This is a genomic window from Flavobacterium ustbae, assembly GCF_003946915.1.
Classification (GTDB): domain Bacteria; phylum Bacteroidota; class Bacteroidia; order Flavobacteriales; family Flavobacteriaceae; genus Flavobacterium; species Flavobacterium ustbae.
On the sequence record NZ_RPOC01000001.1, the window covers coordinates 153,849 to 171,976 of the forward strand.

General features: G+C 33.2%; 21 protein-coding genes and 1 tRNA gene. 5 read left to right on the forward strand and 17 right to left on the reverse strand.

Translation table 11 applies throughout. From position 1 onward, the window contains the following. Nucleotide 1: 1 nt before the first annotated feature. The 10 genes from EG814_RS00695 to pdxA form a co-directional block, all read right to left on the reverse strand. Nucleotides 2-295, reverse strand: coding sequence for a PepSY-like domain-containing protein (locus EG814_RS00695; RefSeq protein WP_125717909.1), 294 nt, complete (start codon nucleotides 293-295; stop codon nucleotides 2-4). A 16-nt stretch (nucleotides 296-311) separates the two neighbouring features. Then, nucleotides 312-602 (reverse strand): hypothetical protein, encoded by a 291-nt coding sequence (locus EG814_RS00700; RefSeq protein ID WP_125717911.1) that lies wholly within the window; start codon nucleotides 600-602, stop codon nucleotides 312-314. A gap of 28 nt (nucleotides 603-630) precedes the next feature. Then, nucleotides 631-927 carry a hypothetical protein gene (locus tag EG814_RS00705; protein WP_125717913.1) on the reverse strand — a complete coding sequence of 99 codons (297 nt, stop codon included), beginning with the start codon at nucleotides 925-927 and terminating at the stop codon, nucleotides 631-633. 75 nt (nucleotides 928-1,002) lie between these two features. Further along, nucleotides 1,003-1,299: a hypothetical protein gene (locus EG814_RS00710; protein WP_125717915.1), complete on the reverse strand. Its 297-nt coding sequence runs from the start codon at nucleotides 1,297-1,299 to the stop codon at nucleotides 1,003-1,005. Nucleotides 1,300-1,610: 311 nt separating this feature from the next. Next, nucleotides 1,611-2,960 (reverse strand): acetyl-CoA carboxylase biotin carboxylase subunit, encoded by a 1,350-nt coding sequence (gene accC / locus EG814_RS00715; protein WP_125717917.1) that lies wholly within the window; start codon nucleotides 2,958-2,960, stop codon nucleotides 1,611-1,613. Between the two features lie 84 nt (nucleotides 2,961-3,044). Next, nucleotides 3,045-3,530, reverse strand: coding sequence for an acetyl-CoA carboxylase biotin carboxyl carrier protein (gene accB / locus EG814_RS00720; protein WP_095928350.1), 486 nt, complete (start codon nucleotides 3,528-3,530; stop codon nucleotides 3,045-3,047). A 23-nt stretch (nucleotides 3,531-3,553) separates the two neighbouring features. After that, on the reverse strand, nucleotides 3,554-4,552 hold the full coding sequence (locus tag EG814_RS00725) for a beta-ketoacyl-ACP synthase III (protein ID WP_125717919.1): 999 nt from the start codon (nucleotides 4,550-4,552) through the stop codon (nucleotides 3,554-3,556). Nucleotides 4,553-4,726: 174 nt separating this feature from the next. After that, nucleotides 4,727-4,921 (reverse strand): 50S ribosomal protein L32, encoded by a 195-nt coding sequence (gene rpmF, locus EG814_RS00730; RefSeq protein ID WP_008465217.1) that lies wholly within the window; start codon nucleotides 4,919-4,921, stop codon nucleotides 4,727-4,729. Between the two features lie 9 nt (nucleotides 4,922-4,930). After that, nucleotides 4,931-5,473 carry a YceD family protein gene (locus EG814_RS00735; protein WP_125717921.1) on the reverse strand — a complete coding sequence of 181 codons (543 nt, stop codon included), beginning with the start codon at nucleotides 5,471-5,473 and terminating at the stop codon, nucleotides 4,931-4,933. A 105-nt stretch (nucleotides 5,474-5,578) separates the two neighbouring features. Then, nucleotides 5,579-6,628, reverse strand: a complete 1,050-nt coding sequence (gene pdxA, locus EG814_RS00740; protein WP_125717923.1) for a 4-hydroxythreonine-4-phosphate dehydrogenase PdxA — start codon at nucleotides 6,626-6,628, stop codon at nucleotides 5,579-5,581. A 57-nt stretch (nucleotides 6,629-6,685) separates the two neighbouring features. Here pdxA and EG814_RS00745 point away from each other — a divergent pair, with 57 nt between their 5' ends. Then, nucleotides 6,686-7,276, forward strand: coding sequence for a riboflavin synthase (locus tag EG814_RS00745; protein ID WP_125717925.1), 591 nt, complete (start codon nucleotides 6,686-6,688; stop codon nucleotides 7,274-7,276). Nucleotides 7,277-7,307: 31 nt separating this feature from the next. On the opposite strand, the gene EG814_RS00750 is transcribed toward EG814_RS00745, so the two are convergent. Then, nucleotides 7,308-7,571: a hypothetical protein gene (locus EG814_RS00750; RefSeq protein ID WP_125717927.1), complete on the reverse strand. Its 264-nt coding sequence runs from the start codon at nucleotides 7,569-7,571 to the stop codon at nucleotides 7,308-7,310. 442 nt (nucleotides 7,572-8,013) lie between these two features. On the opposite strand from EG814_RS00750, the gene dcm reads away from it, so the two are divergent. Beyond that, complete coding sequence (dcm, locus tag EG814_RS00755; protein ID WP_125717929.1) at nucleotides 8,014-9,000, forward strand: DNA (cytosine-5-)-methyltransferase; 987 nt, start codon at nucleotides 8,014-8,016, stop codon at nucleotides 8,998-9,000. Here dcm and EG814_RS00760 read toward each other — a convergent pair. The 5 genes from EG814_RS00760 to EG814_RS00780 all read right to left on the reverse strand — a co-directional run bounded on the left by EG814_RS00760 (nucleotide 8,997) and on the right by EG814_RS00780 (nucleotide 13,430). After that, entirely contained in the window at nucleotides 8,997-9,416 is a 420-nt protein-coding gene (locus EG814_RS00760; protein WP_125717931.1) for a very short patch repair endonuclease, read from the reverse strand. The two genes, dcm and EG814_RS00760, sit on opposite strands and share 4 nt — an antisense overlap. 157 nt (nucleotides 9,417-9,573) lie before the next feature. Then, nucleotides 9,574-9,647 (reverse strand) — tRNA-Ile (locus EG814_RS00765). Nucleotides 9,648-9,793: 146 nt separating this feature from the next. Continuing rightward, a complete protein-coding gene (gene mce, locus EG814_RS00770; RefSeq protein ID WP_008465250.1) occupies nucleotides 9,794-10,198 on the reverse strand; it encodes a methylmalonyl-CoA epimerase in 405 nt (134 codons plus the stop codon). Nucleotides 10,199-10,207: 9 nt separating this feature from the next. Next, nucleotides 10,208-12,562 (reverse strand): hypothetical protein, encoded by a 2,355-nt coding sequence (locus EG814_RS00775; RefSeq protein ID WP_125717932.1) that lies wholly within the window; start codon nucleotides 12,560-12,562, stop codon nucleotides 10,208-10,210. Further along, entirely contained in the window at nucleotides 12,522-13,430 is a 909-nt protein-coding gene (locus EG814_RS00780) for a hypothetical protein (protein WP_125717933.1), read from the reverse strand. Before EG814_RS00780 ends, EG814_RS00775 begins: the two co-directional genes overlap by 41 nt. A 270-nt stretch (nucleotides 13,431-13,700) precedes the next feature. On the opposite strand from EG814_RS00780, the gene EG814_RS00785 reads away from it, so the two are divergent. Next, entirely contained in the window at nucleotides 13,701-15,389 is a 1,689-nt protein-coding gene (locus tag EG814_RS00785) for an Ig-like domain-containing protein (protein WP_125717934.1), read from the forward strand. A 24-nt stretch (nucleotides 15,390-15,413) separates the two neighbouring features. Further along, nucleotides 15,414-15,842: a cytochrome c oxidase assembly factor Coa1 family protein gene (locus EG814_RS00790; protein WP_125717935.1), complete on the forward strand. Its 429-nt coding sequence runs from the start codon at nucleotides 15,414-15,416 to the stop codon at nucleotides 15,840-15,842. Between the two features lie 14 nt (nucleotides 15,843-15,856). Here the strand turns inward: EG814_RS00790 and EG814_RS00795 are convergent, their stop codons facing one another. Further along, nucleotides 15,857-16,624, reverse strand: coding sequence for a nitrilase family protein (locus EG814_RS00795; RefSeq protein WP_125717936.1), 768 nt, complete (start codon nucleotides 16,622-16,624; stop codon nucleotides 15,857-15,859). Between the two features lie 181 nt (nucleotides 16,625-16,805). On the opposite strand from EG814_RS00795, the gene EG814_RS00800 reads away from it, so the two are divergent. Further along, nucleotides 16,806-18,125: a GntP family permease gene (locus EG814_RS00800; protein WP_125717937.1), complete on the forward strand. Its 1,320-nt coding sequence runs from the start codon at nucleotides 16,806-16,808 to the stop codon at nucleotides 18,123-18,125. Nucleotides 18,126-18,128: the final 3 nt, after the last annotated feature.

Below are 18,128 nucleotides of genomic sequence, written 5' to 3' on the forward strand. Positions count from 1 at the left end.
ATTATTTTTTAATGATATTTCCAGAAGCATCTGTAAAAATAGTGTACTTCTTGTCTCCACTTGAAATTTCAAGCTTGTACTCGTTTTTATCATTTTTATACGCTTTTTCAAGCTTAGTATTTGGGAAGGATTTTTCAACTGTAGACTTTACAGCTGCCGGAACAGCGTCTAAAGCAACTTCAGTATATCCATCCTGAGCAAGTACTGATTGAGAAATTGAAATCGCTGGAAGAATGGCAGCATTTACTGAAAGACTTCCTAAAACGATCGCTGCTGATAAGATTAACTTTTTCATAATATTGTGGTTTAAATTATTTTTTAAGAATTTTACCAGAAGCATCTGTATAAACGATCGATTTTTCACCTCGAACGGTTATCTCAATTTTGTACTCCTTATTATCATTAACCCAAGCTTTTTCAAGCACTACACCAGGATAAGCTTCATCTAAACCTTTTTTTACGGCTGCTGGAACTCCGTCCACTTCTTTATATCCATCCTGATCATTTACTGTATACACTAATTGATTAGTTGCTACAGGGGTCTCTGCGTACATCGACAAACTGCCTAAAACAATTGCTGCCGATAAGATTAACTTTTTCATAGTAATAGTTTTTAAGGGTTAGACTTAATTATTTTTTAATCCAAGTTCCATCTGCGTTAGCAAAAAGATTTCCTGTTTTATCTCCAACAGTTACATCAAGCTTGTACTCAGATTTTGTGTTTTTATATGCTTTAGTAAGCACTGCATCTGGATATGCTTTTTTAAGAGCATCTGTAATAGCTGAAGGAACTTCTTCCAATTTGATTTCTGTATAATCATCTTGGATAGAGATTGTTTTTACGATTGTATTTGAAATTGGCGAAGTTGAAGCAAATGATGTTAAACCTCCCAAAACGATTGCGGCTGATAAAAATAAATTTTTCATGATAGTTATATTTTAATGTAGTTAATTTGATCTTAGTATTCTTGATCTGGATTTTCACAAAATCTCAATTTTAGATTATTGTTTGATCCAAGTTCCGTCTGCATTAGCAAATAAGTTTCCTACTTTGTCGCCAACAGTTACGTCAAGTTTATACTGTGCTTTTTCATTTTTGTATGCTTTAGTAATTACCGCTTCTGGATAAGCTTTTTTCAAAGCATCAGAAATAGCTGCTGGTAATTCTTCTAATTTGATTTCAGTATATTCGTCTTCAATAGAAATCACTTTTACATTTGTATTGGTAATTGTTGTAGTTGAAGCGAATGAAGTTAAACTTCCTAAAACTAGTGCGGCTGATAAAAATAAATTTTTCATAACGTATATATTTAAATTAATAGTTGTTTACGCTTTTAAGTAATGAAATTATTATGCCGTAAAAGAAAAGAACCGTGCCAAACACTATAAAAACCTGTTTTTAAAGGCATTACATCAAATATACTAAAAAAAGATAAAATTTAAAATGTGTGTAAAAGAGAAAAGAAGTGTGTAATAAGTAAACACTTTTAGTGTAACCTTGGGATGATATTCCAAAATTTTTATCCCGAAGCTTCGGGATAAAAATTGGAATTTAATTTAAGAGGAAGTATATAAAAAAGAAAGGCTGTCAATTTTGACAGCCTTTGTATTTATTCCTCTATAGATTTCATTTTAAATGTATCCATAAATGCAGTTGTGTAATCTCCTGCAATATATTTTGGATCATCCATTAATTGTCTGTGGAAAGGTATTGTAGTTTTCACACCTTCGATTACGAACTCGTCCAAAGCTCTACGCATTTTGCTAATAGCTTCTTCACGTGACTGCGCTGTTGTAATTAACTTTGCAATCATAGAATCGTAGTTTGGCGGAATGCTATATCCTGAGTATACGTGAGTATCTAAACGAACTCCGTGTCCTCCTGGCATATGAAGCGTAGTAATTTTTCCTGGTGAAGGGCGAAAATCATTATAAGGATCTTCAGCATTAATACGGCATTCGATAGCGTGTAATTCAGGAAGGTAGTTTTTACCAGAAATTGGAATTCCGGCAGCAACCATAATCTGCTCACGGATCAAATCATAATCAATAACCTGTTCTGTGATTGGGTGTTCTACTTGAATACGAGTATTCATTTCCATGAAGTAGAAGTTTCTGTGTTTGTCTACTAAAAACTCTACAGTTCCAGCTCCTTCATATTTAATGAACTCGGCAGCTTTTACAGCAGCCTCTCCCATTCTTGCGCGAAGTTCGTCTGTCATGAAAGGAGACGGTGTTTCTTCAGTAAGTTTTTGGTGACGGCGTTGTACTGAGCAGTCTCTTTCAGAAAGGTGACAAGCTTTTCCGTATGCATCTCCAACAACTTGAATTTCGATATGACGTGGCTCTTCAATAAGTTTCTCCATGTACATTCCGTCATTTCCAAACGCAGCAGCAGCTTCCTGACGCGCGCTTTCCCAAGCTTTTAAAAGCTCTTCTTCTTTCCAGATAGCACGCATTCCTTTACCACCACCACCAGCAGTAGCTTTCATCATAACTGGGTATCCGATTTCTGCTGCTGTTTTTTGTGCATGTTCGTAAGATTCTAACAATCCATCTGAACCTGGTACACAAGGAACTCCTGCTGCTTTCATTGTAGCTTTTGCAGAAGCTTTATCTCCCATACGGTCAATCATTTCTGGAGCAGCACCGATAAATTTAATTCCGTGCTCTTGACAGATTTTTGAGAATTTAGCATTCTCAGAAAGAAATCCATAACCTGGATGAATTGCATCTGCATTTGTAATTTCAGCAGCTGCAATAATATTTGACATTTTCAAATACGATAAGTTACTTGGAGGAGGGCCAATACAAACCGCTTCATCAGCAAATTTAACATGTAAACTTTCTGCGTCGGCTGTAGAGTAAACTGCAACAGTTTTGATTCCCATTTCCTTACATGTACGAATTACACGTAGTGCAATTTCTCCTCTATTCGCAATTAATATTTTTTTAAACATCTTATTTATATTAAAAATTACAAATTCCAATCTCCAAATTCCAACAACTGGATTTTGTGATTTCTCTATTGGAATTTTTAAAAATTATGATGGATCTACTAAGAATAAAGGTTGGTCAAATTCTACTGGAGACATATCGTCAACTAGAATTTTCACAATTTTACCAGAAACTTCAGATTCGATTTCGTTGAATAATTTCATTGCTTCAATTACACAAAGAACATCTCCTTTAGAAACAGTGCTTCCTACTTCTGTAAAAACTGGTTTGTCTGGAGATGGTTTTCTATAGAATGTTCCAATGATAGGAGATTTTATAGTAATATATTTAGAATCGTTAGCTGCTGGAGCTTCTGGAGTTACACTTACAACTGTTGGAGCTGTAACTTGTGGAACTGCCGCTTGAGGTAAAGCTGCCTGAGCTGGTAATTGCTGTACGTAAGTTGCCTCAGTTACATTTGTTTCTAAAGTTGTTCTAATCGTGATTTTTACATCATCCATTTCTAACTTCACTTCTGCAACGCCCGAATTTGCAACAAATTTGATTAGGTTTTGAATTTCTTTTAAATCCATAATGATTCGTTTTTAGTTTTAATTTATTTTGTATCGTAAGCCCATTTTAAATAGATAGATCCCCAAGTGAATCCTCCACCAAAAGCGGCAAAGATAACATTATCTCCTTTTTTAAGCTTATTTTCGAAATCAGCCAAAACTAATGGTAAAGTTCCAGAAGTAGTATTACCGTATCTTTCAATGTTTACTAGAACTTTAGAATCGTCCAATTCTAATCTTCCTGAAGTAGCATCAATAATACGTTTATTAGCTTGGTGTGGCACTAACCAGTCAACATCTTGATTTGTCAAATTATTTCTTTGTAAAATCAATTCGCTGGCATCTGCCATATTAGTTACAGCATATTTGAAAACAGTTTTACCATCTTGCATAATATTGTGCTGTCTGTTTTTTACAGTATCTTCACTAGGTGGAATTAAAGAACCTCCCGCAGGAATTTTAAGAAAATCGCGACCTACGCCATCACTTCTTAAATATTCATCCTGTAAACCAAGCCCTTCATAATTTGGTTCGAAAAGAACTGCACCAGCTCCATCGCCAAAAATAATACAAGTTGCTCTATCTGTATAATCTACAATTGATGACATTTTATCTGCACCAATTAAAAGTACTTTTTTGTAACGCCCTGACTGAACATAAGCAGCTGCAGTAGACATTCCGTACAAGAAACTTGAACATGCAGCCTGCAAATCGTATGCAAATGCATTTGTTGCTCCAATTTCTGTTGCAACAAATACTCCTGTAGAAGCCACCATCATATCTGGTGTTGCAGTTGCCATTATAATCATATCAATCTCAAGCGGATCAATATTTGCTTTTGCAATCAAATCCTTTGCTGCTTGTATAGCAAGATACGATGTACCTTTATCAGGATCTTTAAGAATTCTTCTTTCTTTAATTCCTGTTCGAGCGGTAATCCACTCATCATTGGTATCAACCATTGTTTCTAGCACTTGGTTCGAAAGAACGAAGTCAGGAACATAAGCTCCAACAGCGGTAATTGCGGCTGTGATTGTATTCATTATATTCTATTATTTATTTTCAAATTATGATTAATTTGAAAAATTTTTAAAAGACTTGAAAATTACAAAAAAAAACGTAACGAATTTGTCTATATTTTCCTAAAAAACGAAAATTATAACCAACAAAAAAAACTCTCACTATGTGAGAGTTCTAGTATAATTTACAAAAACGTATTAAGCAACCGCTTCAGATTTATCGATAACAACTTGCCCTCTGTAGTACATTTTACCTTCATGCCAGTAAGCTCTGTGGTATAAATGCGCTTCACCTGTAATAGGACATGTAGCGATTTGAGCTACAGTAGCTTTATAATGTGTTCTTCTCTTATCTCTTCTTGTTTTCGAGGTTTTTCTCTTAGGATGTGCCATTTTACTATATTATTTATCCGTTAATAGTTTCTTTAATTTTTCCCAACGCGGGTCAATATCTTCTTCTTGTTTACTCTCTTCTTTTTGTTCTTTTACACTTAATTCATTCAATTTGGTTAAAGCTTCCGTTTGAAGGGTTCCATCTTTAACTCCTGGATGAATTCTTTTTTGAGGTACTGAAAGCGCGATCATTTCATAAATATATTGCGCAACATCTACCTCATGTTCACCATGTGGCAAAATCAATAATTCTTCGTTATCATCATTAAATTCTTCTCCAAAGCGAACTATTAACTTCATTTTCCCTTTTATTGGTAAATCAAAATCTTCGCCTGTTAGATCACAAGGCACATTTACTGTTCCTTTGTGTTTGAATTCCAACTCTAACATATTACTTTTTTTATCAAAAAGTAAATTGACTTTAATATCTGAATTTTGAAACTCTTCGTATTCAAAATCCTTAAAGAACTTGTTATTTATCTGATACTCAAAATGGTGTTTTCCTAGTTTTAATCCTACGAAAGGAATTAAAAATTCTTTTGTTTTGCTCATTTCAACATCAATTTGAACAATTCAGTTCTAAAACTAGATATCTGAATTGGGGTGCAAAGATATAAAATTATTATAAATCTAATAATCTTATTCACCTTTTTTTGTTTATAACTGTTTTTCTTTTATTTTAAGAGGTTTTTGGCTAATCTCCTCATACTGATTACGCGAACGAAAAATATCAATCGCAAGATATACTGCTTCTTTAAAAGAATTGTAATCTGCCATGTCTTTCCCAGCAATATCATAAGCTGTACCATGATCTGGAGAAGTTCTAACCCTGTTTAACCCTGCTGTATAATTAACTCCTTTTCCAAAAGACAATGTTTTAAACGGAATTAATCCTTGGTCATGATACATTGCTACAATCGCATCATATTTTTCATATTGACCGCTTCCAAAAAAACCATCTCCAGGAAAAGGCCCAAAAACCATTGTTCCGGCTTCAAATATTTTTTTCAAAACAGGCTTTAAAACCATATCATCTTCTTTACCAATTACACCACCGTCGCCAGCATGTGGATTTAATCCTAAAACTGCAATTTTTGGCTTCACTATACTAAAATCCTGAACCAAAGATTTTCTTATGGTTTCAATTTTTTTAGTAATTAATTCTTCCGTCAAATGCGACGCCACTTCGTTTAATGGTACGTGATCCGTAATCAAACCTACTCTCAAATTATCCTGAACCATCATCATAAGGGCATTACCTTCTAATTGCTGATCTAGATAATCTGTGTGTCCTGGAAATTTAAAATCCTCAGACTGTATATTGTATTTATTAATAGGAGCTGTAACCAAAACATCTATTTCGCCATCCTTTAAAGCTTTTGTTGCCGCTGTAAAAGATTTGATTGCATATTCTCCTATTTTTGGATCATTTGTTCCAAAGTTTATATCGACTCCTTCTCTCCAAAGATTCAAAACATTTACTTTTCCCGGAATGACCTGGTCCAATCTATCAACTCCGTGAAACTGAACTGTCGATGTAAAGTTTTTTCTAACGAATGAAAGAATTTTAGCATTTGCAAAAATAACCGGCGTACACAATTCCAACATACGAGAATCCTCGAATGTTTTGAGTATAACTTCGCTTCCAATACCGTTTAAATCTCCAACTGAAATTCCAACAATTATATTTTCTGCTTTTTTATTCATGAGCTCAGTTTATTTATTACTAATTTTGATGTGCAAATTTAGTAAAATAAAACCATAATGTTCACAGGAATTATAGAAACACTTGGCAGGATTCACGAAATTCAGAAAGACCAAAACAATCTTCACATAACAGTTGACTCATCCATAACCAATGAATTAAAGATAGACCAGAGCGTTTCGCATAACGGAATCTGCCTTACGGTTGTCGCAATCAAAGACTCTTTTTATACCGTAACGGCAATTGACGAGACTATCTTAAAAACCAACATTGGCGATTGGAAAACTGGTGATATTGTAAACTTGGAAAGAGGAATGAAGCTTGGAGATCGCCTAGACGGACATATTGTACAAGGTCACGTAGATCAAACGGGAACCTGCATTAAAATTGAAGAAGCCAACGGAAGCTGGAATTATACTTTTGAATACGATAAAAACTTAAACAATATTACAATTGAAAAAGGTTCGATTACGGTAAACGGAGTAAGCTTGACTGTTGTGAATTCTAAAACAAATGAATTTAGCGTCTCAATTATTCCGTACACTTACGAGCACACTAATTTTAGCGATTTCAAAGTTGGCACAAAAATCAACCTTGAGTTTGATGTAGTTGGAAAATATATTTCTAGACTTTATTCTATCAATAAATAGAGCGACAATTTTTCATAAAAAAAGCTTCAATTTATATTGAAGCTTTTTTTATTTTATTTTTATATACTATAGTCGCTCCTAAAACTAGGCCAGCTCCTAACAGAAAAACTATATTTTCATCTATTGGAAAATTCGGAGCACACCCTTCACAAGGACCATCATCATCTAGACCTGCATCAGTACCATCACTACTTACCTGTGCATCAGGTTCAGGTAAATTGTGTTTCGTCGTTGCGAATGAAACATTTAACAATAATAAGGCAATTACTAAAAATGGGGCTTTTAGATTTTTCATAAATTCAAGCGATTGCTAACAGCAACTCTAGATAATTATTGACAAATATTCTTTAATAGAAATTTCGCACAAATGCACTTCAACTTCCAAAATCTTGGACAAAAGTATAAGTTTTTTGCACAAAATCAACTTTTAAACCAAAAAAGACCAAACAAATTTTAACATTTTTTCATCAAAATTCCTCCAATCCTTTTTAGGAAACACTTTGAAGGTTAAAATCTCTTTTTTTCCATTATTTACAAGACTTTCAAGGCTATAAGAATTTCCTTATTTTCAAAGAATAGCATTTTTCTTTCTTCAAAAGCTCGTAATAAAATTTACGTCAAAAAAAGAAGTTTGGATTCAACTTTAATTACACCTAAGAGAATGTTCTCAAATTAATATATTTGCACAGTTACAATACCTTCAAAATTAAAACCCATTTCCAATCTTATCTAATTAAATGAAAAATCAATATACAGTCGGAAGTTTATACGCAGGTGTTGGCGGTATTTGTTTAGGATTTGAAAATGCAGGCTTTAAATTAGAATGGGCGAATGAATTTGATAAAAAGGCCTGTGTTACCTACAGAAATAATTTCGACCACACTCTTATAGAAGGCGATGTAATGCAACTAGACGTAAAAGATCTCAATAAAATTGATGTTCTTACTGCTGGATTTCCGTGTCAGCCTTTTTCTCTTGCTGGTCACAGAAAAGGCTTTAAAGACAGTAGAGGAAATCATTTTTTTAAAATATTGGATTTTATTGACGAAATGAGACCAAAAGTAGTATTTCTTGAAAATGTAAAAAACCTAAAAGGCCACGACAAAGGAAATACCATGAAAGTAATTCAGCGCGAAATTAAAAAACGAAATTATACTTTTGATAGCGCCATTTTGAACACCAAAAATTTCGGAAACATTCCGCATAACAGAGAACGAATTTTCATGATTGCTTTTGATAAGGATTTCGTTAAAAAAGGTTTTAAATTTAATTTTCCTGAAAAAGAAGAATTAACTAAAAAAGTTACCGATTTAATCACCAAAGAAAAAGTCGATAAAAAGTTCTATTATACCGAAGATAAATATATGTACAACATGTTAAAGGAAACTGTTGTCCGTGAAGACCGAATTTATCAATTCAGAAGACAGTATGTGCGCGAAAACAAAAAAGAAGTCTGCCCTACTTTAACTGCCAATATGGGAACTGGCGGCCACAATGTTCCAATTATTACAACCGAATTTGGTTTTAGAAAATTGACCCCAAGAGAATGTTTCCGTTTTCAGGGCTTTCCTGACCATTACAAATTGCCTAAAATTTCGAATTCCAGTCTTTACAAACAAGCTGGAAATTCGGTAAGTATGCCCGTTATACAAAGACTTGCTTCTGAAATATTTAAATGCATTGAAAAAGCAGAAACTAGGAAATTAAAAACCGAAAAAGTTTAAATACTTAAAAGCATTATTGTTCCTTCAATTTTGGCGAGACAAACTTCTAGATTCTTTTCTATCTCTTTGCTCCAAAATCTTAAAATAGTCCAATTTTCAGAAATCAGAAAAGTGTTGACTTCTTGATCTCTTTCGATATTTCTTTCAATTTTCGGAATCCAATATTCTCGATTCGATTTAATTCTTAACTTTTGCGTTTCCCAATCTTTTCCATGAAAAAATTCGCTGTCGACAAAAATGGCCAATTTATATTTGGCAAAAGTAAGATCTGGCCTTCCAAATATCTTTTTGTTATTTTTTCGATATCTGTGACCCAATTTCCATAATGCTTTAGCAAGCCTTACTTCACCTTTTGTAGCAGTGCTTTTTATCGCCTGCATAGTTTTTCTCCTTTGTTCGGGAGTCAATCTATCCATCTGAAGATTAAATTTGTTTCGGATAGATAAAGTTAAGGGATTTTAGAGAAAATAAAGTTTAATTTTTGATGCAGAATATTTCAATTTTCACATCTGAAAAGTGCTGAAAAACAAAAAAGCCTCTACATTTCTGTAAAGGCTTGTGTTTCTAAAGAAGTGGTCCCACCTGGGCTCGAACCAGGGACCACCTGATTATGAGTCAGGTGCTCTAACCAGCTGAGCTATAGGACCGGTTTAGAGGATGCAATATTACTACTATTTTTCATTCACTCCAAATATTTTAAGACATGATTTTAATTTAATTTTAAAAGTTTCTTCGAATCTTAAAAACGAAATTGATTTTCAACCTCTTATTCAAAAATTAAAATCACATTTTTTTATTTAATTTCTTGGCAAAGCTCCACCAAAACGCCATTTGTGTTCTTTGGATGCAGAAAAACAACCAATTTATTGTCGGCGCCTTTCTTCGGAACTTCGTTAATCAAGACAAAACCTTCATTTTTTAAACGAGTAATTTCTGCTTCGATATCATCAACGTCGAAAGCGATGTGATGAATTCCTTCTCCTTTTTTCTCTAAAAATTTAGCAATTGGACTTTCGGGATTCGTTGCCACCAAAAGCTCGATTTTATTATTTCCAGTTTGAAAGAAAGACGTTAATACTCCTTCACTTTCTACAGCTTCCATTTTATAAGACGGAACACCAAGCATTTTTTCGAACAAAATATTGGCATCGTCCATATTTTTTACTGCAATCCCGATATGTTCTATTTTGTTTACCATTTTACTAAATTATTGATTTATATAGGTATTAAAATAACCGCATTCGGCAATTACATCCTGATAATATTTCGTATCCGAATAATCTTTTCTTAAAGCCTTGAATGAGTTCCACGCAATAAAATTAACTTTATCGTCTCTAATTTCCCAATAGCTGTTTATTGCACTGTATTTTTTATTGTAATAATCATTTCGCTCACATTTTGAAATCAGGTACAAACATTTTGCTTTTTGTTCTTTGTTTGAAGCTGCTTCAAAAGCTTTCTGATAATACATTTTAGAAACCGAATTATTCGTAATCATTTCTTTCATTGAATCTCTAAACGAATACGGACTTGAACCATAACCTACAATACTCATTTCGTAAAAAGTTCTTCCGTTTCCGAAATGAGAAATATTGTAAAATGCATTTCCTAACAAAAGACTGTTGGTATAAACGTCTTCTTTTTGAGCCAATTTTTCCTGCATCGATTTTATCGTCGTCAAAAAGTCCATATAAGTATATTTTCTTTTCTGATACGCCGCATGCTCACAATCGTGGCAATCTTTTATATTTCCGTTAAACGGATTTCCTAAAAATTTAACATGCTGAACAGAATCTGTTTGTTGCATAAAGGCAATTGCTTCTGGAATTTTGTTTTTGAAAGTTGCCTGAATTGCCTGAAAATTATTAATATCCTTCAGTTTCAAACTATAAATTCCTGCTCCAATTTTCTCAATTTCCGATTTGTCAGATTTCTCTAAAAAGCTTTTTATTCCCAGTAAATTCTTTTCATTATCATAAAAAGCATTCCCATCATTCCAATAACCGTAACGTGATTCTCCAAAAATCTCGGCCAAAACCAAATTTCCTTTTTCTTTATAGAGATTTGACAGATAATTTCTGCTCCATGAAGAAGCATTCTGATAACGAAATTCCTGCCCTTTATAATTTTTAGGAAGCTCTGTATACAGCCAATTCAAATCGGCTAGAATTGTTTTTTCATTTTTATCTGTCAGCTTATCAATTTTGCTTAAATTATTTACAAAACGCAATAAACGAAGCTGCATTCCAGCCAATTCTGTTTTTGGCAATGTTTTTTCTGCTTTGCTATAATTCTTATCTGCGTTGGCATAATCGCCTTTTAGCGTTTGAAGATATCCAAGCGCAATATCCCATAAATAAGGCTTGTCTGTATTTCCTGCCACAGAGATTTTCGCGATTAAATCAACTGCGCTATTGTCGACTTTTGCTTTGTTTTCGGTTTTGTTTTCTGCAACGGTTTGCGGTTTAGGCGGATTTTCTCCTTGCCTGTTCTGCTGAAAAGAATTGTTGATTTTTTGCTCCAGCGAATTAACCAATCTTGTTCCGAGATAATTTAAATGTTCGCTTTTTGGATCCAATTCGTAGATTTTTTCAATGGCTTGCTTTTCATCTTTATAATAGCCGTGAATTGCCCAAAGCGCTGCTTTTTCTTTATTATTTTTTGCCATTGCCAAAGCTTTCGTCCAATCCGATTCATTTTTTGGACGGAAACTATAAGCCGTTACCACTCTTAATTCTGGACATTTATCAAAAACCTGCGCATATAAATAGTTGGAAGTTGCATATTTTTTCTGCTTGAAATTGATTCCTGCTACATAAGCCAAAGCACGATAATACAACGTATTTTTTGCAACAGAACTTTCTGTTTTATTAAAAAAATCAATAGCCTTTTGCTTGTCATTACTATAAAAACGCGCTTTCATAGTCAGGAACCAATATCTATTTTTCAAAAACGGATCTGACAAAGTGTTGTACACATTTTCTATTGACTGAATCATTTTGGCATCATTGAACGTTTTGGCCACAACAGGATCATAACTCCAATAATCTTCTCCAATAGAAACGGTTTCTATTTTCTGCGCCAAATACAAAAATTCGACAAAGTTTTTAACCTTTTCATCTTTCAAATCAAGCTTTTTGCCCCATTTTTGAGAGCTTTTGTTTTCCTTTTTTGTTTTATAAAAAACATGCAAATCAGTTATTTCTTCTTTGTTTTTGATTGCATTTTTTTCATCAGAATAATATCTAGGCTTTTCGTCACCAATCAAAAAATAATTGACTGTTGTCGTATCGGCTTTTCCTTTTAAGTAATCTGCCCAATCGGATTTTATGTTTTTATTGAAACGAGAATTATGCTGAGTATCAAAACCAATTCCGTAGAAAATTCCGCCAGACAAAAACAATGGCGAATACGATTTATCGGCAAAAGTTTCTGGCGTAAAATTGGAATTATATGATCCTAAATAGTCCCAATCTCCATCTGCACAGGCGTATATTCCGATTGCGGAAAGCAAAACGGCACTAGAAACAAGAAATAACTTGCTCAAAAATATTCTTTTCATAATTATTTAAATTGAATTCGTCTAAATCGTAAAATATAATTTCGTTTGGCTTTTCGACAAGATTATCTTGCAAATCTTCTGCCATTTCTTTTAAATCTTCTGTTTTAATTTCTTCTATTTTCAAGAGATCATTTTCTTCATAAAAAACACCATTTTTATAATTGGCTTTTTTAACTCTGAAAAAAATCGGACTTGTTTTTTCAAAATTAGCATCTTTTTCTAGCGCCGCACTGTTCATTTTAGAACGGAGTCCGATCACTTTATTGTTTCTAATATGAACTCCCCACGAATAAATCGGAAACGCAAAATCAAGATGCAGCGGATATCGCTTTAAACTTTTAAGATATCGTTCTGCTACTTTTTTATCATAAATAGAATTTAGCGAATCCGGCGCTATCGATCCCATATTATAATACATCAAAACTCCAGAATCGACATTTGGGATTTTTGTTTTTTTGAAATATTTCACCTGATGCAATCGAATGGTTGCGGAAAGTTTCTTTTTCGAAAGGTTTTTAAAAACCTCTATAAATTTCAGATAATTCTCTTTACTTTTTAATGTCCAATCGCAATCAATTTGAATTTCTTGACAAGGAATTTGATTTTTGGAATTAATTTGCTCTATAAAATCAAAAGTTTTTTGAGCCAGATCATTCACATCAAGATGAGGCTGCAACATCACTTTGTTCTGGATAAATACAACCGGAACAATAGTATATTCTTTTGGACTTTCTAAAAACCGAACAGGACTAATCGGAATTGGAAAATTTGATTCTGGATGAAGTCCGATATCAAAATATCTCACATAAAGCTTCTGAACGTTATTTTCATTCAAAACTTCTTTTTCTGTTTTTGAGAATTTAAACATCGTTTTCCAGTAATAAAAGGAGATTACAGGTTTTTCGTTTTTAGTGCACGATAGCAATAAAAAGAGAAACAAAACTGGAAAAAATCGCTTGAACAAAACTTAGGAAAATTACATTTTACTTCAAAAGTAAGAAATTATGCCGTTTTAAAATACTCGAAACCCTAAAATTTTAGAAGAATTTCAAAAGTTGTAAATCCTAATAATTGCCCAAAAAATTTCAATTAAAGCAAATATAATTGTTATTTTGTGCAATCAAATTGAAAAACCGTTATGTTGAAAAACACTTTAAAATATATTGCCTTTATAATTTTAATATCAATGATAAGCTGCGCTAAACGAGGCAGTATTACCGGCGGTTTAAAAGATACATTAGCTCCTGTTTTGGTATCTAGCTTTCCTGAAAATTATTCTACAAATTTTAAAGGAAATACAATCAATTTAAATTTTGACGAATATATCAAGCTTAAGAACACTAATAAACAGCTAATTATTTCGCCTCCTTTAAAAAACGAGCCGTTAATTACACCTTCAACTGTAAGTAAGTTTATAAAGATCGAAATTCGCGATACTTTACAGCCAAACACGACGTATAGTTTTAATTTTGGACAGGCGATTACCGATAATAATGAAGGAAATGCTTTAAACCAGTTTAAATATATTTTCTCTACAGGATCGCACATTGACTCGCTTAAATTGAACGGGAGAGTTAAAGACTCTTACGGAAAATATGTTGACAACTTCGTTTCTGTAATGCTGTATGAAATAAACGACAAATACAAAGATTCTACGATTTACAAAGAATTTCCACGCTACATTACCAACACTTTGGACAGTATGCGAACTTTTCAATTCGAAAATTTAAAAGAAGGAAAATATCTTTTGGTGGCATTAAAAGACAAAGGATCAAACAATAAATTTAACCCGAAAGATGACAAAATCGGTTTTTTAAAAAACTATATCACTATTCCGACAGATACGGTTTACGAATTAGAATTGTTTAAAGAAACATTGCCTCTAAAAGCTTTTAAACCAATTCAGGCTTCTGGAAACCGTTTGTATCTTCCGTATGATGGAAAACAGAATTTCAAAAATTCAAAACCAAAAATAGTTCTTAAAAATGGTGATGAAGTTCTCGAAACTATTATAACGCAATTCCCTAAAAAAGATTCGCTTCAAGTTTGGCACAAACCAATTAAAGCCGATTCCTTAACAATGGAAGTTGAAAAAGGAAGCTACAACAAGAAGTTCTCTTTCAAAATTAAAGCTTTGAAAAAAGACACTTTAAATATTAAAGCGGTACAAAATGGTCAAATCAATTTTAGAGAACGTTTTACGCTAGAAACGGAAACTCCATTAGTTAAATTTGATAAATCTAAAATCAATTTGGTGAATAAAGATTCTGTTGCTGTTCCTTACACTACAGAATATGATGAATTTGACCAGAAATTATATATTGATTTCAAAAAAGAACCTTTAGAAAAATACAATTTCACTTTCTTACCTGGCGCTTTGACTGATTTTTACGAAAAGACAAATGATACTTTGTCTTATAAACTCAGTACAAAAGAATATGCCGATTATGGGAATATTATCTTGAATCTGAAAAATGTAAAACGTTTTCCTATTATTGTTGAATTGACCAATAAAAAAGGAGATGTTGTCTTGGCCGAAGGCTATTCTGAAGGCGCAACGACATTGGAATTCAATTTACTTCAACCTGACCTTTTTACTGTGCGTGTTATTTACGATGACAACAAAAACAAACAATATGACACCGGTAGTTTCTTAGAAAAGAAATATGCCGAAGAAGTATTTTACAATCAGCAGGAGTTTGATGTGCGCGCCAATTGGGATCGGAACGAAACAATTGACTTGAGCATTCCGTTTAACCCAGAAGTCGAGAAAAAACAAGACGATAAAAAGAAAAAAGAAGCAGAAAAGAAACGGAAGGCGTTTTAAGTTCAAACAGCAAAAAGGATCTCAATGGAAAATGAATTAGTTGAAAATAAAAATTGGCTGAAGAAAAACTGGATATGGACTATTCCTGTGCTATTATTTTTTTTCGGAGCAGTATTTGTTTATAATTCAGCAGAGGGCATAGTTGATACTGCTTTTGCATATGAAGATCAATCGCTGTATCAAAATGCAATTAAAAAAGCAAACACAAATACAAAAGTACTAAATACAATTGGTGTAATTGCTCCAATAGATAAGCTAGCTATCCTAGAAGGAAATGTCACTTATTCAAATAATAAAAATTCTATTAATTCGTCTGTTAGGATAACAGGAACAAATAAAAAAGGCAAACTTGATATTTATGCCACTAAAAGCGGAAATAAATGGGAATATAAAAAGATTTCCATTCGGACCAAAAATCCAAATGAAGAAATTTTAATCTTGAGCGCTATTTAGATTATAAATAATTTTTAAAAATTAATTTCAAACTGATCTTTATCGCTTAAAAAATCCAATTTTTTACGCGTTTCATACATGGTGTTTTTGTCCAATTCTACGGCAAAGACACCATTTTTTTCTTGTGGTTCTAAAATATAATTCCCTAAAAAATCTATTGCCTGCGAATGACCTATATGCTCATAATCATGAGCATCGTTCCCAATTCTGTTTACTCCCACTACATACGAAAGATTTTCTATGGCGCGGGCTTTTAGCAAAGCATCCCAAGCATTGGTGCGTACTTTTGGCCAATTGGCTACATAGAGAATTAGATCATAGTTTTCTACATTTCGTGCAAAAACCGGAAATCTCAAATCGTAACAAATCTGAAGACAAATTTTCCAATCTAGATAATCAACAATAACTTTTTGGTTTCCGCGTGTATAAACTTTGTCTTCTCCAGCGAGAGAAAACGAATGCCGTTTATCGTAATATTGAATTTCACCAGACGGAAAAACAAAAAGCATTCGATTGTAATATTTTCCGTTTTCTGTAATGACAACGCTTCCTGTCACGGCAGCATTTTTTTGTTTTGCTTTTAATTTCATCCAAGCAATCGTTTCTCCTTGCATGGTTTCTGCAACTTCAGAAACATTCATTGTAAATCCCGTCGAAAACATTTCTGGAAGCACAATTAGATTTACTTCTGATCCGATTTCATCGATTTTCGAATCAAAATTCTCTCGGTTTTTATCGGCATCTTGCCAAAAAAGATCGGTTTGGATTAAAGCAATATTCATATTATAATTTTTATATAAAGGTAGAAAACATCGACAGAAACTTTAATTATTCAACAACAATTTTAACATTGTGATTGCAAAAAAAACGCAGTTTTTGCAAAAAAAATGCGATGTGTGAAATTATTTTATATATTTGAAATTCCAACCACAATTACAACTAACTAAAAACCAACCACAAACCATGAGCATTCTTATACTCACAGCTTGCATTATTTTCTTGATTTTACAGATTGCTTGGTTTAAAATTAATCCGTTTATAGCCTTTATTATTACTTCGCTTTTGGCAGCACTTTTCCTTGGATTGCCAATTGATACCATTTCGCCAGTTTTGCAAAAAGGTTTAGGAGAAATGTTAGGTTCCATCACATTGATAATTGTTTTCGGAACCTGTATCGGAAAGCTTGCCGTATCATCTGGAGCCGCAAATGTCATTGCTAAAACCGTTATGAATTGGACGGGTAAAAAATATGTTCGCTTGGGTTTAATGATTACGGGATTCATAATTGGAATTCCGCTTTTTTACAGTGTTGGTTTTGTGCTTTTAGTTCCGCTGATATTCTCTGTAGCGCATCAATTCAAATTATCAAAAGTATATTTAGGAATTCCTATGCTGGCTTCACTTTCTGTAGCGCATGGTTTTTTACCGCCGCATCCTTCGCCAATGGCATTAAGCAGTATTGTTAAAGCAGATATAGGATTGGTTTTGATTTACGGAATCATAATCGCTATTCCGACTATTCTAATCGCTGGCTTATGGTTTTCAACCCGATTTAAAAACATTCAAACAGAATCGGATCATGAAATCCTGAACGTTGAAGAAATTAAAAACGAAGGCAAATTACCCAGTTTTGGCTTAAGTTTATTTTCTGCTTTATTTCCCGTTTTCGGATTAACGATTACTTCTCTCCTTCCCTTAATTTCAGATAATGAAAAATTGATTGCGATCTGCAAAATTATCGGCGATCCAAGTATGATTATGCTTTTATCGCTTTTGCTCTGCACCTATACGTTAGGAATTAAAATGAACAGAACAATGTCTTCTGTAATGGATGATTACACGCAAGCCATCAAAGATGTTGCTTTAATTGTTTTGATTGTTGGTGGTGCTGGCTGTTTAAAAGAAGTTATGATTGTAAGCGGTGTAAACGAAACCATTGTTTCGACCTTAAACCAGGTAAATATTCATCCGTATTTATTGGCTTGGATGATGGCGGCCATTATTCGTGTTTGCGTCGGTTCTGCAACGGCAGCAGGATTAATGACTGCCAGTGTTTTAGTACCTTTACTACAAGTTAACAATCTCGATCCCAATCTTTTTGTGCTATCTGTTGGAGCTGGAAGTCTAATGTGCTCACACGTAAACGACCCGAGTTTCTGGATGTTCAAAGAATATTTCAACATTAGTCTCAAAGACACTTTTAAATCCTGGACCGTAATGGAATCTCTAGTTTCGGTTTTAGGAATTGTATTTATATTTATTTTAAACGCTTTAATACATTAAAAT

Excerpts from the sequence above, each read along its gene's own strand:
- EG814_RS00735 (WP_125717921.1), bottom strand. The coding sequence starts at position 5,473 with ATGAGCAAAACAAAAGAATTTTTAATTCCTTTCGTAGGATTAAAACTA.
- EG814_RS00700 (WP_125717911.1), bottom strand. The coding sequence starts at position 602 with ATGAAAAAGTTAATCTTATCGGCAGCAATTGTTTTAGGCAGTTTGTCG.
- EG814_RS00790 (WP_125717935.1), top strand. The coding sequence starts at position 15,414 with ATGGAAAATGAATTAGTTGAAAATAAAAATTGGCTGAAGAAAAACTGG.
- dcm (WP_125717929.1), top strand. The coding sequence starts at position 8,014 with ATGAAAAATCAATATACAGTCGGAAGTTTATACGCAGGTGTTGGCGGT.
- EG814_RS00795 (WP_125717936.1), bottom strand. The coding sequence starts at position 16,624 with ATGAATATTGCTTTAATCCAAACCGATCTTTTTTGGCAAGATGCCGAT.
- EG814_RS00800 (WP_125717937.1), top strand. The coding sequence starts at position 16,806 with ATGAGCATTCTTATACTCACAGCTTGCATTATTTTCTTGATTTTACAG.
- EG814_RS00710 (WP_125717915.1), bottom strand. The coding sequence starts at position 1,299 with ATGAAAAATTTATTTTTATCAGCCGCACTAGTTTTAGGAAGTTTAACT.
- EG814_RS00745 (WP_125717925.1), top strand. The coding sequence starts at position 6,686 with ATGTTCACAGGAATTATAGAAACACTTGGCAGGATTCACGAAATTCAG.
- EG814_RS00760 (WP_125717931.1), bottom strand. The coding sequence starts at position 9,416 with ATGGATAGATTGACTCCCGAACAAAGGAGAAAAACTATGCAGGCGATA.
- EG814_RS00695 (WP_125717909.1), bottom strand. The coding sequence starts at position 295 with ATGAAAAAGTTAATCTTATCAGCAGCGATCGTTTTAGGAAGTCTTTCA.
- pdxA (WP_125717923.1), bottom strand. The coding sequence starts at position 6,628 with ATGAATAAAAAAGCAGAAAATATAATTGTTGGAATTTCAGTTGGAGAT.
- accC (WP_125717917.1), bottom strand. The coding sequence starts at position 2,960 with ATGTTTAAAAAAATATTAATTGCGAATAGAGGAGAAATTGCACTACGT.
- EG814_RS00785 (WP_125717934.1), top strand. The coding sequence starts at position 13,701 with ATGTTGAAAAACACTTTAAAATATATTGCCTTTATAATTTTAATATCA.
- EG814_RS00725 (WP_125717919.1), bottom strand. The coding sequence starts at position 4,552 with ATGAATACAATCACAGCCGCAATTACCGCTGTTGGAGCTTATGTTCCT.
- EG814_RS00780 (WP_125717933.1), bottom strand. The coding sequence starts at position 13,430 with ATGTTTAAATTCTCAAAAACAGAAAAAGAAGTTTTGAATGAAAATAAC.
- EG814_RS00750 (WP_125717927.1), bottom strand. The coding sequence starts at position 7,571 with ATGAAAAATCTAAAAGCCCCATTTTTAGTAATTGCCTTATTATTGTTA.
- accB (WP_095928350.1), bottom strand. The coding sequence starts at position 3,530 with ATGGATTTAAAAGAAATTCAAAACCTAATCAAATTTGTTGCAAATTCG.
- EG814_RS00705 (WP_125717913.1), bottom strand. The coding sequence starts at position 927 with ATGAAAAATTTATTTTTATCAGCCGCAATCGTTTTGGGAGGTTTAACA.
- EG814_RS00775 (WP_125717932.1), bottom strand. The coding sequence starts at position 12,562 with ATGAAAAGAATATTTTTGAGCAAGTTATTTCTTGTTTCTAGTGCCGTT.
- rpmF (WP_008465217.1), bottom strand. The coding sequence starts at position 4,921 with ATGGCACATCCTAAGAGAAAAACCTCGAAAACAAGAAGAGATAAGAGA.
- mce (WP_008465250.1), bottom strand. The coding sequence starts at position 10,198 with ATGGTAAACAAAATAGAACATATCGGGATTGCAGTAAAAAATATGGAC.